Origin of the sequence: Streptomyces huiliensis, assembly GCF_020037025.1 — a bacterium.
Classification (GTDB): domain Bacteria; phylum Actinomycetota; class Actinomycetes; order Streptomycetales; family Streptomycetaceae; genus Streptomyces; species Streptomyces huiliensis.
In genome coordinates, this window is the sequence record NZ_JAIQLH010000040.1 from 1 (window position 1) to 15,379 (window position 15,379).

Below are 15,379 nucleotides of genomic sequence, written 5' to 3' on the forward strand. Positions count from 1 at the left end.
CCCCGCCCGCCCATGACAGCCGACGCTGGCGCGTCCTGGCCGAGCGAATACCCACCCGCGCCCCCGACGAGGTGGTCTTCGACCACCTCTTCCGCTCCTCCCGGCACGCGTTCTGGCTGGACAGCAGCGCCACGGACGCCTCCCTCGGCCGGTTCTCCGCCATGGGCGACGCCGAGGGGCCGCTGGCCCGCGTGGCCACGGCCGACGTCTGGCAGGGCACGGTCACGGTGACCTCCGCCAACGCGGTGGAGATCGTCGGCGGCCCGTTCTTCGACTGGCTCGACCGCGACCTCGCCGGCCGCCGCGTGGACGTCCCCGAGCTGCCGTTCGCGTTCACGCTGGGCTGGGTCGGCTACCTCGGGTACGAGCTCAAGGCCGAGTGCGGCGGCGACCGCGTCCACCGCTCCCCCGAGCCGGACGCCGTCATGATCTACGCGGACCGGGCCGTGGTCTTCGACCACCTGACCGCCACCACCTACCTGCTCGCCCTCGCCGCGCCCGGCGCCGAACGCCCCGCCCGCGCCTGGCTGGACCGCACCCGGGCCGAGCTGGACCGCCTCGCCGGCCGTCGCCCCGACCCCGCCCCGGCCCCGCAGCGCCGCCTCGCCGCCCCGCGGCTGCGGCACGGCCGCGACGCCTACCTCGCCGCCATCGACACCTGCCAGGAGGCGATCGGCCACGGCGAGACCTACGAGGTGTGCCTGACGAACATGCTGGACACCGACGGCACCCTCGACCCCTGGGACGCCTACCGGTTCCTGCGCCGCACCAGCCCCGCTCCCTTCGGCGCGCTGCTGCGCCTGGACTCCCTCTCGGTGCTCAGCACCTCCCCGGAACGCTTCCTGCGGGTCTCCGCGGACGGGCTGATGGAGTCCAAGCCCATCAAGGGCACCCGGCCGCGCGGCGCCACCTTCTTCGAGGACGAGCTGCTCCGCGAGGACCTGCGCACCAGCGAGAAGGACCGCGCGGAGAACCTGATGATCGTCGACCTGGTCCGCAACGACCTCGGCCGGTGCGCGGAGGTCGGCTCGGTCCACGTCCCGGAGCTGTTCGCCGTCGAGACCTACGCCACCGTGCACCAGCTGGTCTCCACGGTCCGGGCCCGGCTGCGCCCCGGCCGTTCCGCCGTGGACTGCGTCCGGGCGGCGTTCCCCGGCGGGTCGATGACCGGGGCGCCGAAGATCCGCACCATGCGGCTCATCGACGAACTGGAGGCCGGGCCGCGCGGCGTGTACTCCGGCGCCATCGGCTACCTGTCCCTGTCCGGCGCCGCCGACCTCAGCATCGTCATCCGCACGGCCGTCGCCGCCCCGGGCCGGGTGTCGTACGGCGTCGGCGGGGCGATCGTGGCACTGTCGGACCCCGCCGCCGAGTTCGAGGAGACCGCAGTCAAGGCCACCCCGCTGCTGCGGCTGCTGGGCGCGGAGTTCCCCGGCCGCCGGCCCGCACCCGCCCACTGACGGCCCACCACCGGAAGAGAGGGAACGCCATGCGCACGGTCCGCACCCAGGTCGCGATCGTCGGCGCGGGCCCGGCCGGCCTCGTCCTGGCCCATCTGCTGCACCTCGACGGCGTACGGTCGGTCGTGCTGGAGCGGCGCGACCGCGCGTACGTCGAGGGGCGGGTGCGGGCCGGGCTGCTGGAGCAGGGCACCGCCGACCTGCTGCGCGACACCGGCGTGGGGCGGCGCATGGACCGCGAGGGCCAGGTGCACGAGGGTTTCGAGCTCCGCTTCGACGGGGAGCGGCACCGGCTGTCCACCGCGGAGCTGTGCGGCCGGACGGTGACGATGTACGGGCAGCAGGAGGTGGTGAAGGACCTCATCCGCGCCCGTACGGAGGCGGGCGCGCCCCCGTACTTCGGCGTCGACGACATCGCGGTCGGCGACCTCACCGGCGACGCCGCGACCCTGCGGTGCACCCTCGGCGGCCAACCCGCCGTCGTCCGCGCCGACTTCGTCGCCGGCTGCGACGGCTTCCACGGCGTCACCCGCCGCAGCGTCTCCGCCGGGCGCCTGACCGCCTACGAGCGGACGTACCCGTTCGCGTGGCTGGGCGTGCTGGCCGCCGCGCCGCCGGCCGGCGAGGAGCTGATCTACGCCGTCCACGAGCGCGGCTTCGCCCTGCACAGCATGCGCTCTCCCACGGTCAGCCGCCTCTACCTCCAGGTGGCGCCCGACGAGGACCTGGCCCGGTGGCCGGACGACCGGATCCGGGCCGAACTGCGCACCCGGCTCTGCCCGGCCGGCGAGCCGCTCCACGAGGGGCCGCTCAGCCGGCACGGCATCACGTCCATGCGGGGCTTCGTCGTCGAACCGATGCAGTACGGGCGGCTGTTCCTCGCCGGCGACGCCGCCCACATCGTCCCGCCGACCGCCGCCAAGGGCCTCAACCTGGCCGTGTCGGACGCCGTCGTGCTCGCCGGGGCACTGGCCGCCTGGTACGCGCGCGGCGACCGCGGGCCGCTGGACGGGTACACCCGTACCTGCCTGCGGCACGTCTGGCGGGCCCAGGACTTCTCGGCGTCGCTGACCCGGCTGTTCCACCCGTATCCCGGTGAGGACGCGATGGAGGCGCGGCTGCGGCGGGCCCGGCTGCGGCGGCTGGTCGGCTCGGGCGCCGCGGCGACGAGCTTCGCCGAGGAGTACACCGGGCTGGCCCGCGACCCGGCGGCGGCGCGGCGGGGCGCGGGCGCCTGAACCGGGCCGCCGGTGCTGTACCGGACCACCGCCCCGGCCGTTCCGTACCCCGACGCGCCCCTCACTTCATCCGCCGATCACACCGCGGGTGCCGCCGTGTCGGTTACGCTCCTTCGGTGCACGAATCCGCCGCGCCCGCCCCCGGTCCCACCGAGCGGCGCCTCGTGCGTGCCCTCGCCTCCCCCTGGTCCCGGCTGGCCCTCCTGGTACTGATCGTCGCCGGCGCGGTGGCCACCGTCCTGGCCTGCCACCCCGAGCGGCTGCTGAGCGGGGGCCTGCCGACCGGGGTGCCGTACGGCCTGGCCTTCGTCCTCTTCGCGGGTGCGTACGGGCTGTGCACGGCGGCGTTCGTGCCGCGGCCGGTGCTGAGCGTCGCGGCCGGCACCCTCTTCGGGACCCAGGCCGGCGCGGTGGCCGCCCTCCTCGGCACGGTCCTCGGCTCGGCGGTCTCGTTCGGGCTGGCGCGGCTGCTCGGGCAGCGCGCCCTGCGCCCGCTGCTGCGGGCCCGCTGGCTGCGGGCGGCGGACCGGCAGCTGAGCCGGCACGGTTTCCGCTCGATGCTGGCGGTGCGCCTGTTCCCGGGAGTGCCCTTCGCCGCCGCGAACTACTGCGCGGCGGTCTCGCGCGTCGGCTGGGGGCCGTTCCTGCTGGCCACCGCGCTGGGCAGCGCGCCGAGCACCACCGCGTACGTGATCGCCGGCAGCCATGCGGCATCGCCGGGCTCCCCCGCGTTCGTCGCCGCCGTGGCGTTCATCGCGATCACCGGCCTGGCGGCGGTACTGGTGGCCTGGCGCCGCCGAGGCCGCGCCTTCGCGGCGACGGGCCGGCAGCGGGCTTCCCGACCGGCTTCCTGACCGGCTTCCCGACCGGGCTTCCCGGCTTACGGGCGGCCGTCAGCGCCCGCGCGGCTCCTCGTCCTCGTCGTCCCGCTCGCCCTCCGCCTGGGACGGGGTGGTGTGCGGCGTGGCGGGGTGCACCCGCTCCGGGGGCTCGTCGTCCCGTTCCCCTTCGGCCTGCGACGGTGTGGTGTCGCTCATGCTGCTGTCCCTTCCGCGGCGCTCTGCGTGGACCACCCGAGTACCCGGGCCGCCGTCCGGCATGCCGGTCAGGCGCCGGTCACGGCCCGTCCCGCCGGGCGGCTTCCGGCGTCCCCTCGCGTGGGCGGCGGCCTGAGGTCGCCGCCCTTGCGGAGGACTGCGTAGCCGATGCCGATGCCGGCGGCCACCGGCCACTCCAGGACCCCCGCCACGCCGAGGGCGCCGACGCCCAGGTAGAGGGGCAGCCCGCCCTTGGCCGGGAGGATCCGCTGCGCCGCCGTGATCGGCAGTTTGACGGCCTCCACGGCGACTCCGGCGAGGGTGTCGACGGGGATGGTGACGGTGACCGTCCGCCCGCCGTCCCGGTGGACGACGCCCGCGGCGGGCCGGCGCGCCTCCGGCTCCTCGGGGCCCTGCTCCGCCCGCTCGTCCTGGGCGGGCCCGCGGTGGCCGGTGGGGTGCCGCTGCCGGGAGGAGTGCTGGTGCGACGAGTGCTTGTGGGCGTGCTTGGTGTGGTGGCTCACGGGTGTCCCTCCAATGCCCTGCCGAATTGACCGGCATTCATGCACTTTTCTCATTATGTTCATATTTGATGCGCGCGCCTCTCGCTCTTCCGGCCGGCGGGCGCCGCCTCGTGGAATGCGGTGGGTCCGACGTGCGGGAGGTGCCGGTGGGGTCGTGGAACGCGCTGGTGCCCGCCCTCGTCGGCACTGCCCTGCGGGCGGGCCCGGTCCGGGCGTGGGACACGGCGACGGGCGCCCTCGACCAAGGCCGGCGGACGGCCGGCGGAGCGCTCTCCGCCCTGACGGCCACCGTGGCGTCCGGCTTCGCCGAGGCCGCCGCCGCGCTCGCCGAGGGCGGCCGGGAGCGCACCCGGCGCCGGGTCTGGACGAGCGGCGGCCGGACGCACGTCGAGGTGCGGGGCCTCGGCCGCGGCGCGCGGCACGACCGGCTCGCGGCCGCCCTGTGCACGGCGCTGCACCGGCTGGAGGGGGTGAACTGGGCCGAGGTCAACGCCGTCCTGGGACACCTGGTGATCGACGCCGACGAGGACGCCGTCGACGCGGCGGATCTCCTGGAGCTGGTGGACCGGATCGAGGAGGAGCACTTCGGGGCGGGTCCGTTCGACTCCCATGCCCCCCGCCCGCCGTTCGACCCGGTGCCCGCCACGCTGGCGCGGGTGGCGCTCGCGGCCGACTGCGTGGGCCTGGTGTGCGCGACGGCCCGCCGGCTGTCCCCGCTGCCGGCCCTGCCGCCCGCCCTGCGGCTGCCCGTCGTGCTGGCCGAGACCCAGCCGCGGCTGCGCCGCCTGCTGGAGGACCGGCTCGGCCGCGAGCACGCCGACGTCCTGCTCGCGGCGTCCAACGCGGCGGCGCACGCGTTCACGCGCGGGGCCGGTCCGCTGGCCCTGGACCTCGTGCACCGGATCTGGCAGCTCGCCGAGATCCGGGCCCGGCGGGACGTCTGGGCCCTGCGGGAGCCAGAACTGGTGGGATGCGGCGCGGACTTGCCCCGGCGGGCCCCCGAGCGGGCCGCCCGGCCGGTGCCGCTTCCGGAGGGCCCGGTCGAGTCCTGCGGCCGGCGCACCGCGCTGACCGCCCTGCTCGGCGCGGGCGGGCTGCTCGCCTGGACCCGCGATCCCGAACGGGCCGCCCGGACCGTCGTGGCCACCGCGCCCAAGGCCGCCGAGGCGGGCCGCGAGGCGTTCGCCGCCCGGCTCGGCCGCGACCTGGCCCGGGCGGGCGCGCTGCCCCTGGACCCCGCGGCACTGCGCCGGCTCGACCGGGTCACGACGGTCCTCTTCGACGCGGCGGCGCTGTGCGCGCCACGGCCCCGGCTGCTGTCGGCCGCCCCCACGGGCGGCCTCGACGAGGCCGCCCTGTGGAGCGCCGCCCACCACGTTCTCGCCCGCTTCTCGCTCGGCGGCCTGTCCGGCCCCGGCCCCTGGACGGCCGGCGACTGGCGCCTGGAACGCCCCCGCGACGCCCCGACGGGCCGCCCCGACGCCGCCGGGGGCCTGCCCCTGGACCTGTGGGCCCCGGACGGAGCGCGGGCAGGCCGCATCCTCGTCGGCTGCGAACTGGACCCCTTGGCCGAAGCCCTCCTCACCGCCGCCCACGGCCCCACCCGCCGCGTCCTCCTCACCGAACACCTCAGCACCGCGGAACTCCTGCCCCGCGCCCACCGCACGGTGCCCGCGGGGGCCTCCCTGTACGAGGAGGTGCGGCGGCTCCAGCAGGAGGGGGAGGTGGTGCTGCTCGTCGCGTCGGGGGGTGGGGATGCGGGTGACGGGGACGACGCGGCCGGGGCCGAGGCCGGGGGCGGACCTGTCGGGGCGGGAGCCGCCCGGGCGGACGCGGCCGAGGACGGCCCTGTCGGAGCCGACACCGCGCGGGACGAAGCCGTCGGAAAGGACACCTCCCGGGCGGATACCGCTGGAGCCAACGTCGCCGGGGGCGACCCCGCCGGAAGCGGCACCGCCCGGGAACGGGCCGCGGCCGCCGCCGACGTGGCCGTGGCCGTGCCGCCGCGGCCCGGCGCGCCGGGCCGGCCGTGCTGGTCGGCCGACCTGGTCTGCGGACCCGGCCCCGCGCTGGTCTGGCGGATCCTCGCGGCGCTGGAACCGGCTCGCGAGGTGAGCGCCGCCTCCGCCCGGTTGTCCCTGGGCGGTTCCCTGCTCGGGGCACTGATCGCCACCGGCGGGGCCCGGAGCGAGCGGACGGGACTCGCCACCTCTCCGGTGCACGGCGCCGCCCTCCTGGCCATGGCGGGCGGGATGCTGGCCGCCCGCCGGGTGGCCGGCCGGCCGCTGCCGCCCGGCCGCGTCCGGGGGACCTGGCACGCGCTCGGGGCCTGGGAGACGCTGTGCCTGCTGCGGTCGTCGACCGGCCCGCCACCGGCGGCGCCGCGCCCCGCCCGGCGTCCCGCGCCGCTCGCGGCCACCGCCCGGCTTCCTGTGATCGGCCCGGCGGCCAGAGGCTCCGGCCGGCTGCTGGGCGCGGTCCGCGAGGAACTGCGCGACCCGCTGACCCCCGTCCTCACCCTCGGCGCCGCCGCCTCCGTCGCCGTCGGCTCGACGGTCGACTCCGCGCTCGTCGGCGGCGTGATGACCGGGAACGCCCTGATCAGCGGGGTGCAGCGGCTGCGCGCCGAACGCGCCCTGCGCGGGCTGCTGCTCGCCGAACGTCCCACGGCCCGCCGGCTGCACTGGTCCCCGCGCGGCGAAGCGCCGAACGGGCTCCTCTCTTCCCTGGCCGCCGCGCCCGTCCGGACCGTCCCGGCCGAGGAACTGCGCACCGGGGACGTCGTCGCGCTGGGCCCCTCCGACGTGGTCCCCGCCGACGCCCGGCTGCTGGCCGCCGACCGGCTCGAACTCGACGAGTCCCCGCTGACCGGCGAGTCCACGCCCGTCCCCAAGGACCCGCGGGCCACCCCGGCCGCCGACCTCGCCGACCGGTCCTGCATGGTCTACCAGGGCTGTACGGTGCTGGCCGGCACGGGGTACGCGGTCGTCACGGCCACCGGCGCGCAGACGGAGGCGGGCCGGGCCGCCGACCTCGTCGGCGAGGCCACGGCCGCGCCCGGCATCGAGGCCCACTTGGCGGCTCTGACCCGGGCCGCGCTGCCCGCGGTCGGCGTGGGCGGTGGCGCGGTGACGCTCCTCGGGCTGGTGCGCGGCCTGCCGCTGCGGCAGGCGGTCGCCTCGGGCGTGGCCATCGCGGTGGCCGCCGTCCCGGAGGGGCTGCCGCTCGTCGCGACCGTCGCCCAGTCGGCCGCGGCACGGCGGCTGTCGCGGCACGGCGTCCTGACCCGCTCGGCGCGGGCCCTGGAGGCCCTGGGACGGGTGGACACCGTCTGCTTCGACAAGACGGGCACCCTCACCCGCGGCCGTCTGTCCGTCACCCGCCTGGCCGCCCCGGGCCAGCCCCCGCCGCCCCTCGACAGCCCTTACGGCCGGCGCCTGCTGCGCACCGCGGCCCGCGCCTGCCCGCCGCCCGAACCCGACCGGCCACCGCCGCACGCCACCGACCGGGCCGTCCTGGACGCGGCCACCGCACACGCCGCCCCCGACCGCACCTGGCGGCTGCTCACCGAACTACCCTTCGAGACCGGCCGCGGCTACTCCGCGTCCCTCGGCACCGAGGACGGCACCCCTGTGCTCGCCGTCAAGGGAGCCCCCGAGACGGTACTCGCCCGCTGCACGGCGGTGGCCACAGGCGACGGCGACGCCTCCCTCCCCCTCGGCGCGAAACGACTGCGCGCCGCTCAGGAGCTGGTACAGGCCCTCGCCCGCGACGGACTGCGGGTACTCGCGGTGGCGGAGGCCAGGCCGGCGGGCACGCCCGCGGACGGGCGACACCGTCCCGCCCCCGAGGACCCGGGGCACCGGCCCGCCACCGCCGTGGCGGGCGACAAGGCGCGGCCCGCCGACACCGCACCGGGCAGCGAGCCCCGGCCGGCCACCGTCGACTCGGGCGAGGGGAACGGGACTTCCGTCGCCGACCCCGGGAGCGGGTCGGCCACCGCCGACTCGGGCGCGGGGGGACGGACCGCTCTTGCGGGGAGCCGGTCTTCCGCCGCCGCCGCGGGCTCCGGGAGCCGACGCCTCGTCACCGTCGCGACCGGCGAGCCTCGACTCGCCGACACCGTCCCGCACCGCGAGGCCCAGCCCACCGGCGGTGACGGCGATAGCGGCGATAGCGGCGGTGACAGCGGTGACGGTCCCGAACTCCCCGACCTCGTCCACGACCTGACACTCCTCGGCTTCCTGGCGCTCGCCGACACCCCGCGCCCCGGCGCCGCCGAGGCCGTCCGCCGACTCACGGAGGCGGGCACTCGCGTCGTCATGATCACTGGTGATCATCCGGCGACGGCCGCCGCGGTCGCCCGGGAACTCGGCGTGCCCGCCGGGGAGGTGGTCACCGGACCGCGGCTCGACACGCTCCCCGAGCCGGAGCGCACGGCCCGTGTCGCCGGGGCCACCGTGTTCGCGCGCGTCTCTCCCGAACAGAAGGCGGGCATCGTGCACGCCCTGCGCTCCGCGGGCCGGGTGGTCGCCATGACCGGGGACGGGATCAACGACGCCGCCGCCATCCGGCTCGCGGACGTGGGCATCGGCCTGTCCGCCCACGGCTCCACGTCCGCCCGGGCCGCCGCGGAGCTCGTCCTCGCGGAACCCGACCCGCGCCGCATCGTGGATGCCCTGCTGGAGGGCCGGGCGCTCTGGCGGAGCGTGCGGGACGCGGTGGCGGTGCTGGTCGGGGGCAACGCGGGCGAGGTCGCGTTCACCGTGCTCGGCACCGCCGTCTCGGGCCGGGCGCCCCTGGGCACCCGGCAGTTCCTCCTGGTCAACCTGTTCACCGACATGCTGCCCGCGCTCGCCATCGCGGTCGCCAGGACCGGCGCGGCGGAGGACGACGAACTCGCCGCGGGCCCGGTACCCGCCCCGCTGGGCCGCGAGCTGGCGCGCGCCCTGGCCGTCCGGGGCACGGCCACCGCGCTCGGCGCCGCCGCGGCCTGGCAGTGCGGGCGCGCCACCGGCCGCGCCGGGCGCGCGAGCACCATGGGACTCGCCGCCCTGGTCCTGACCCAGCTCGGCCAGACCCTGACGACGGACTGGCGCAGTCCGCTCGTCCTGACCACCGCCGGGCTGTCCGCCCTCGCCCTCGTCGGCGTGGTGCAGACGCCGGGCGTCAGCCACTTCTTCGGCTGCGCCCCGCTGGGCCCGGTGGCCTGGGGCACCGTCCTCGGCGCCTCGGCCGCCGCGACCGCCGCCGCCGCGCTCGCGCCCCGGCTGCTCACCCCGGACGGCCGCGAGCCCGGCGCCGTGGCACCGGCACCGGGCGGCGTCCCCGCGCCGGACGGCACCCCGCCGGTACGGCCGCCGTGCGACCCCCGCCCGCACTCCGGCCGATCGCCGTCGGACCGGACGGGGACCGGCTCCCCCCGGCCGCAGCCCGACGTCCCGCCCCACGCCGCGACGGCCTCCGCCCCACCATCCGGTTGATGCCGAAGTGACGCTGCCCGGAGCGGAAGCGCGCCCGTCAGAGACGCGAAGCACGGCACCATAGACCGGCCTTGGAGACCACCGGTATGCGACCACGCCGTGGACAGGGCGCTCAGCGCCGGTCGTCGACGATGACCGAGGCGTGCCGGCAGACCGGACCCGCGGCGCTGGAGTGGAGGACCGCCGGGGAGACCAGGAGGGCGCCCGGGGTGAGGCGGGTGACGGACTTGAAGTCGCGGATGAGGTGCGACTGGTCGTAGTAGCCGCAGCGGGCCGCAAGGGCAGCAGGGCTCGGAGACCCACCTCCCGGAGACCGGCCCCTCGGAAAGCCGCGGTGGCGGCCATTCCTGCGAGGCGCGGCGCCACGCTCGCCGGGATCCCGCCGCAGACCCACGGAACGTGGACGGCGCCGCCGCCTGCCCTCTGGGCACGGCTTCCGAAGCATCGCCGATCGAAGGCTGCTCAACTCCCTAGTTCTGTAACCCCTTTGGGGTTACCTTGGGGTCATGCCAAAAATCAACGTCTATCTGCCCGACGATCTCGCCGAGGCGGTCAAGAAGGCCGGCGTGCCGGTGTCGGCGGTGTGCCAGCGGGCGCTGGAGCAGGCCGTGCGCCGGGTGGCCGTCATCCGGGAGACGGTCCTGGCCGATCTCGACAACGCGCCGACTGGGGCGCCGGTGAACTTCACCGCACCGACCCGGGCCGTACTCAAACTGGCGGCGGAGCGGGCGCAGGTCGCCGGCGCGCCGATGATCGGAACCGAGCACCTGTTGGACGCCCTGCTGGCGGAGGGCAACAACCTGGCGCTTCACGTGCTCCGCGCCATGGAGATCGAACCGACCCAGGTAGGAGGCGATCTGGCTCGCCGCCGGCCTGGGAACAAGGCAGGCTCCGCGTCGGCACAGGAGAGCAGCGATCCGCGTCGGCTCGACGGGCCTGCGGCCAACGCCCTCGAACTGGCGGTCTCCGAGGCGACCGCCCTCGGCCACAACTACCTTGGCTGCGAGCACCTGCTGCTCGGGATGACCGTCGAAGCTGATGGCGTCGCCGGCCGGGTACTGCGGTCCCTGGGAGCCGATCCCAAGCTTGTCCGCCGCGCCGTCACCGCCGCACTCGCGGGCTACGTCCATCTGCGGGCCGCGGCCGGGCAGGACCGGCCGACGCCCGCCGACGTGCGGCAGGAACTCGCCACGGCCGTCCGCGCCGAACTCGCACCGCTGAACCGGCGCATCGCACGGCTGGAAGAGCGCCTCGGCCTCACGGCCGAAGGCTGACCGCCGTGGCCGACCCCTTCGACAGCCTTCCCTCCCATCCCCTCCACACCCTGGCCGCCGACCCTCAGGCGGCGGCGGAGCTGCTGGCGGCGTCGCCGTCGGTGGTGGGCGTGCAGGTCGCCGGTGTCGTCGACGGCGCGCCGGCCGTCGGCGCCGCGGGCGTGGCCGATACGGAGACCGGCGAGCCGGTGACCGCCGGCACCGGCTTCCGGATCGGATCGATCACGAAGCTGCTCACCGCCGACCTGGTGATGGGCTGCGTCCGGGACCGCCTCGTCGGCCTGGAAGACCCCTTGGCCCGGTTCGTCCCCGGCCCGTGGGACGGCGTACTCGTGCGCCATCTGCTGTCCCACTCCTCGGGGTTGGACGCCGGAGACATCTTCGTCGACACCGGGGACGACGATGAGGCCATCACCCGGTACACCGACATGCTCCGGGGAGTGGGCTCACTCTTCCCGCCGGGCGCGACGTTCTCCTACTGCAACGGCGGCATCGTCCTGGCCGGCCGACTGGCCGAGATCCTGCTGGGGCGGACGTGGCGGGAGGCACTGCGTGAGAGGGTGCTCGACCCGGCGGGTATGCGCGAGACGCGATTCGTCGCCGGTGCGGACGCCGAGCACGACACGGGTACCGTCCGAGGCCATGTGGTCCGCGACGGTGAATCGACCCCGCTGCCACGGCGGATCGGCAACCCGATGTGCACGCGGGGACTCGACCCGGCCGGCGGCACAGTGGTGTCCACCGCCGCCGACCTCGGCCGCTTCACTCAAGCACATTTGCGCACGCCCGGCACCGAGGTCATGCGGACGCTGCACGCGCCCGCCCCCGGAGGCGTGGCCGCCATGCGCGGGGCCGGGCTTGGCTGGATGGTTTGGGCCGATCCCGCCCGGTCCGGCCAGTCCGGCGTGCGCGTCGGCGGGGCCAACCCCGGCCAGTCCGGCCTGATCGCCGCCGACCCCGCCACCCAGACCGCCCTCGTCGTACTCACCAACTCCGACCAGGGGATCGACGCCGTCAACGCGCTGCTGGACGCGCCCGGACCGCCACCCGGCCCTGTTCCGGAGCCCGCCCCCGCCGATCTGTCCCGCTACGCCGGCCGGTACAGCTCACACGCCGTCGCCATGGAAGTGACCACGGGCGGCAACGGGCTGCTCGCCAGGGCCCCGGGTTATCCCGCCATCCCGCTCGCCCCGCGCGACCGCCAGACCTTCGACTCACCAGGCGGTCCCGTGGCGTTCCTCGGCTTCGACGAGCACGGCGCACCTGACAGCCTGCGCTTCCGCATGCGCGTCATGCGCAGGGACGGGCCCGCGCTGCCTCAGTGAGGTGGTTCCCGCTGAGGCGGTCGTTCACCTCGCCTCGACGAGGGCTTCCCAGCGGTCGCCCGACCGGGAAGGAAGGGGACCGTGCGGAAACCCCGCCGCGACTCCGCCTGCTGCCTGCCTATGACCCACTCCGGCTGCTCTCGTCGTAAGGCAGGCCCGCCACCGCCCGGTTGCGGAGCCAGAGGGCGGCGCGCAGTGGGGGCCAGTGGGGTGAGAAGTCGTGGGCGGCGCAGACGGGGCGGTGGGCGACCCGGCAGTCGGGGCGGCGCGCCGGTGCGCCGGGGGTGCGGGCGACAGTCCGTCCGTCGTCCGTGTCGAACCAGCGCCGGGCGGTGGGGACCTCGGCTGCCGGGTAGAGCTCCGGTTCGAGCGGGATCCAGTGGCCGGTGTCCGTCGGGCGGAGGTCGCGGGGGCAGCCGCAGTCCGGGCAGGCCGGGGTCTCCGGCCGGCGGGTGGAGAGCCCCTCTCCGTCGTCGAAGTCGAAGTCGAAGTCGGTGTGGGTGTGGGTGTGGGTGTCGATGTCGCCGTTGAAAGCGGACTCGTCAAGGTGCTCCGGCCGCGCGTGCCCTCCCTCGTGTTCCCCCATGAAACGGAGGGTGCCGCCGGAGGAGCCGCTTCACCAGGTGCGCGACCGGCCGTTCCCTGGGGCGGCCACTGCCCCGGCGTGGGGCGGAGCGCGGCTCGCGGGGCGCCGGGCGGCCCGCTGGCGGGCGGGCGGCGTGGCCGGTGCGGCGCCCTTGCCGGGGCTGCCCGCCGACACGGCCGCCGTCGTGGTCGGCGTCGTGGTCGGCGTCGGGCGGGAGCGCGCGAAACCGCTGATTCGGGCGATCCCCCGCGTCGCCCGAATCAGCGGTCATACCGGGTTCTCCCTGCTCAGCGGGCCGACCGACCGGTATGCTCCTGAGTATATTGGCTCGGAGCCAGTCAACGCAGGAGTTACAGCATGTCGCCCCGCAGTGCGTCGGTCAATGAGGAGTTGCGCCGCAGGTCCCGTGAGCGGCTCCTCCAGGCGACCGTCGAGCTGATAGACGAACGCGGTTACGAGGCGACGACCCTCGCGGACATCGCCTGCCGGGCCGGCGCCGCGCGAGGGCTCGTCTCGTATTACTTCCCCGGCAAACGGCAGTTGCTGCAGTCGGCGGTGCACCGGCTGATGCACATGGAGCTCGCGGCGGCCCTGGAGCGCGAGCCGGTGAGCCGGGACGGGCGGGAGCGGCTGGCGCGCGCCATCGACGCGGTGCTGGGCCTCGCCCGGGACCGGCCGCGGCTGATGCGCACCCACATGGCGGGCATCCTCCAGTCCGAGGGCTTCATCCAGTGCCCGGAGCAGCAGCGGCTCGCGGCGCTGCTCCGCGACACCGTCGAGCGGTACGGCTCCGCCGACCCGGAGACGGACTACCGGCTGCTGCGCGCCCTGATGATGGGCGCGGTGGTGGCGATCCTGCTCCCGGGCGCGCCGATGCCGATGGAGCGGCTCAGGTCGGAGCTGTTCCAGCGGTACGGGCTGGACTGGCGGCTCGGCCGCCCGCCCGGCGCGGAGCCACCGCCGCCCGGGGTGTGAACCGGGGCGCGGACGGCGGCGTGAACGGCGTACGGGGGGCTGCCGGGCGCGGACGCCGGTGGGATGCTGGACGCAGCCGCCGGAAGGAGACACCTCCGTGCTTCGCGTCGCAGTCGTGGGTTCCGGGCCGAGCGGGGTCTACACCGCCCAGGCCCTGGTGCAGCAGGAGGCCGTGCCCGGGGTGACGGTCGACGTGCTGGACCGGCTGCCCTGCCCGTACGGGCTGGTGCGGTACGGGGTCGCACCGGACCACGAGAAGATCAAGTCGCTCCAGCACACCCTCCGTACGGCCCTGGAGCACCCGCGGATCGCCTTCCTCGGCAACGTCCGGGCCGGTGAGGGGCCGGGCGAGGTCTCGCCACGGCGGCTGCGGGAGCTGTACCACGCGGTGGTGTACTGCGTGGGCGCCGCGTCCGCCCGCCGGCTGGGCATCCCAGGCGAGGACCTGCCGGGGAGCTGGTCGGCCACCGAGTTCGTCTCCTGGTACAGCGCGCACCCGGACGCCCCGCCGGACGGGTTCTCGCTGCCCGCCCGGTCCGCCGTGGTCATCGGGGTCGGCAACGTCGCCGTCGACGTGGCCCGGGTGCTGGCGCGGGGCGCGGACGAGTTCCGTACGACCGACGTGCCGCACGCGGCGCTGGCGGCGCTGGCCGCGAGCCGCGTGACGGACGTCCACATGGTGGGCCGGCGCGGCCCGGCGCAGGCCAAGTTCACCACCAAGGAGCTGCGCGAGCTCGGCGGCCTGAACGGGGTGCGGACGCTGGTCCGGGCCGAGGAGGCGGCGCTGGACCCGGCGTGGGACGACCCGTCCGGCCTGCCGGGCGCGGCCCGGCGCAACGTGGAGGTGCTGCGGGAGTGGGCGAGACGGCCGGCCCCCGACGACGGCCGCCGCATCCACGTGCGCTTCTTCCTGCGGCCGGTCGCCCTGCTCGGCGACGACGCCGTACGGGCGGTGCGCTTCGAGCGGACGGCCCCCGACGGCGCCGGCGGGGTGGCGGGGACGGGCGAGTTCGAGGACGTCGAGGCGCAGTTGGTGCTGCGGTCGGTGGGGTACCGGGGGGTGCCGATCGGCGGGCTGCCGTTCGACGAGGAGAACGGCACCGTGCCGCACGAGGCGGGCCGGGTGCTGCGGGACGGCGTCCCGTCGCCCGGCGAGTACGTGGCCGGCTGGATCAAGCGCGGCCCGACGGGGGTGATCGGCACCAACCGCCCCTGCGCCAAGGAGACCGTGGCCTCCCTGCTCGCCGACGCCCCCGCGCTGCTCGCGGCCCGCGGCCCGGACGCCGATCCACGCGCGGCGCTGCGGGCGGCGGGGCTCGAACCGGTGGAGTGGCACGGCTGGCTGGGCATCGAGGCCGCGGAGACCGCCCTCGGCCGGGACCTGGGCCGGGGCACGGTGAAGATCCCGGACTGGGAGGGCCTGTTGGTGGCGGCGCGCGCGGGTATCGGGGGCTGAACGCGGGCACCGGAGGCTGAA

Annotated in this window: 11 protein-coding genes; 8 read left to right on the forward strand and 3 right to left on the reverse strand. The window is 76.5% G+C overall.

Annotation, left to right across the window (positions count from 1 at the left end; genetic code table 11):
- The 3 genes from pabB to JNW98_RS08980 form a co-directional block, all read left to right on the forward strand.
- The coding region (pabB, locus tag JNW98_RS08970; protein WP_223767581.1) for an aminodeoxychorismate synthase component I at positions 1-1,460 on the forward strand (1,460 nt) is incomplete at its 5' end.
- 29 nt (positions 1,461-1,489) lie between these two features.
- On the forward strand, positions 1,490-2,698 hold the full coding sequence (locus tag JNW98_RS08975; protein WP_223767582.1) for a 4-hydroxybenzoate 3-monooxygenase: 1,209 nt from the start codon (positions 1,490-1,492) through the stop codon (positions 2,696-2,698).
- Positions 2,699-2,814: 116 nt separating this feature from the next.
- Positions 2,815-3,552, forward strand: a complete 738-nt coding sequence (locus JNW98_RS08980; RefSeq protein ID WP_223767583.1) for a TVP38/TMEM64 family protein — start codon at positions 2,815-2,817, stop codon at positions 3,550-3,552.
- 39 nt (positions 3,553-3,591) lie between these two features.
- On the opposite strand, the gene JNW98_RS08985 is transcribed toward JNW98_RS08980, so the two are convergent.
- Both JNW98_RS08985 and JNW98_RS08990 read right to left on the reverse strand, forming a co-directional pair.
- Positions 3,592-3,735, reverse strand: coding sequence for a hypothetical protein (locus JNW98_RS08985; protein ID WP_223767584.1), 144 nt, complete (start codon positions 3,733-3,735; stop codon positions 3,592-3,594).
- A 68-nt stretch (positions 3,736-3,803) separates the two neighbouring features.
- Positions 3,804-4,259 (reverse strand): hypothetical protein, encoded by a 456-nt coding sequence (locus tag JNW98_RS08990; protein ID WP_223767585.1) that lies wholly within the window; start codon positions 4,257-4,259, stop codon positions 3,804-3,806.
- Between the two features lie 146 nt (positions 4,260-4,405).
- On the opposite strand from JNW98_RS08990, the gene JNW98_RS08995 reads away from it, so the two are divergent.
- From JNW98_RS08995 to JNW98_RS09005, 3 genes are all read left to right on the forward strand, one after another.
- A complete protein-coding gene (locus JNW98_RS08995; protein ID WP_223767586.1) occupies positions 4,406-9,742 on the forward strand; it encodes a cation-translocating P-type ATPase in 5,337 nt (1,778 codons plus the stop codon).
- Positions 9,743-10,248: 506 nt separating this feature from the next.
- Positions 10,249-11,016: a Clp protease N-terminal domain-containing protein gene (locus tag JNW98_RS09000; RefSeq protein ID WP_223767587.1), complete on the forward strand. Its 768-nt coding sequence runs from the start codon at positions 10,249-10,251 to the stop codon at positions 11,014-11,016.
- 5 nt (positions 11,017-11,021) lie between these two features.
- A complete protein-coding gene (locus JNW98_RS09005; protein ID WP_223767588.1) occupies positions 11,022-12,341 on the forward strand; it encodes a serine hydrolase domain-containing protein in 1,320 nt (439 codons plus the stop codon).
- Between the two features lie 118 nt (positions 12,342-12,459).
- On the opposite strand, the gene JNW98_RS09010 is transcribed toward JNW98_RS09005, so the two are convergent.
- Positions 12,460-12,927, reverse strand: coding sequence for a DUF6083 domain-containing protein (locus JNW98_RS09010; RefSeq protein ID WP_223767589.1), 468 nt, complete (start codon positions 12,925-12,927; stop codon positions 12,460-12,462).
- Positions 12,928-13,284: 357 nt separating this feature from the next.
- Between JNW98_RS09010 and JNW98_RS09015 the strand changes: the two genes are divergently transcribed.
- Both JNW98_RS09015 and JNW98_RS09020 read left to right on the forward strand, forming a co-directional pair.
- On the forward strand, positions 13,285-13,902 hold the full coding sequence (locus JNW98_RS09015; protein WP_223767590.1) for a TetR/AcrR family transcriptional regulator: 618 nt from the start codon (positions 13,285-13,287) through the stop codon (positions 13,900-13,902).
- A 97-nt stretch (positions 13,903-13,999) separates the two neighbouring features.
- Positions 14,000-15,358, forward strand: coding sequence for an FAD-dependent oxidoreductase (locus JNW98_RS09020; RefSeq protein WP_223767591.1), 1,359 nt, complete (start codon positions 14,000-14,002; stop codon positions 15,356-15,358).
- The last annotated feature ends 21 nt before the right edge of the window (positions 15,359-15,379 follow it).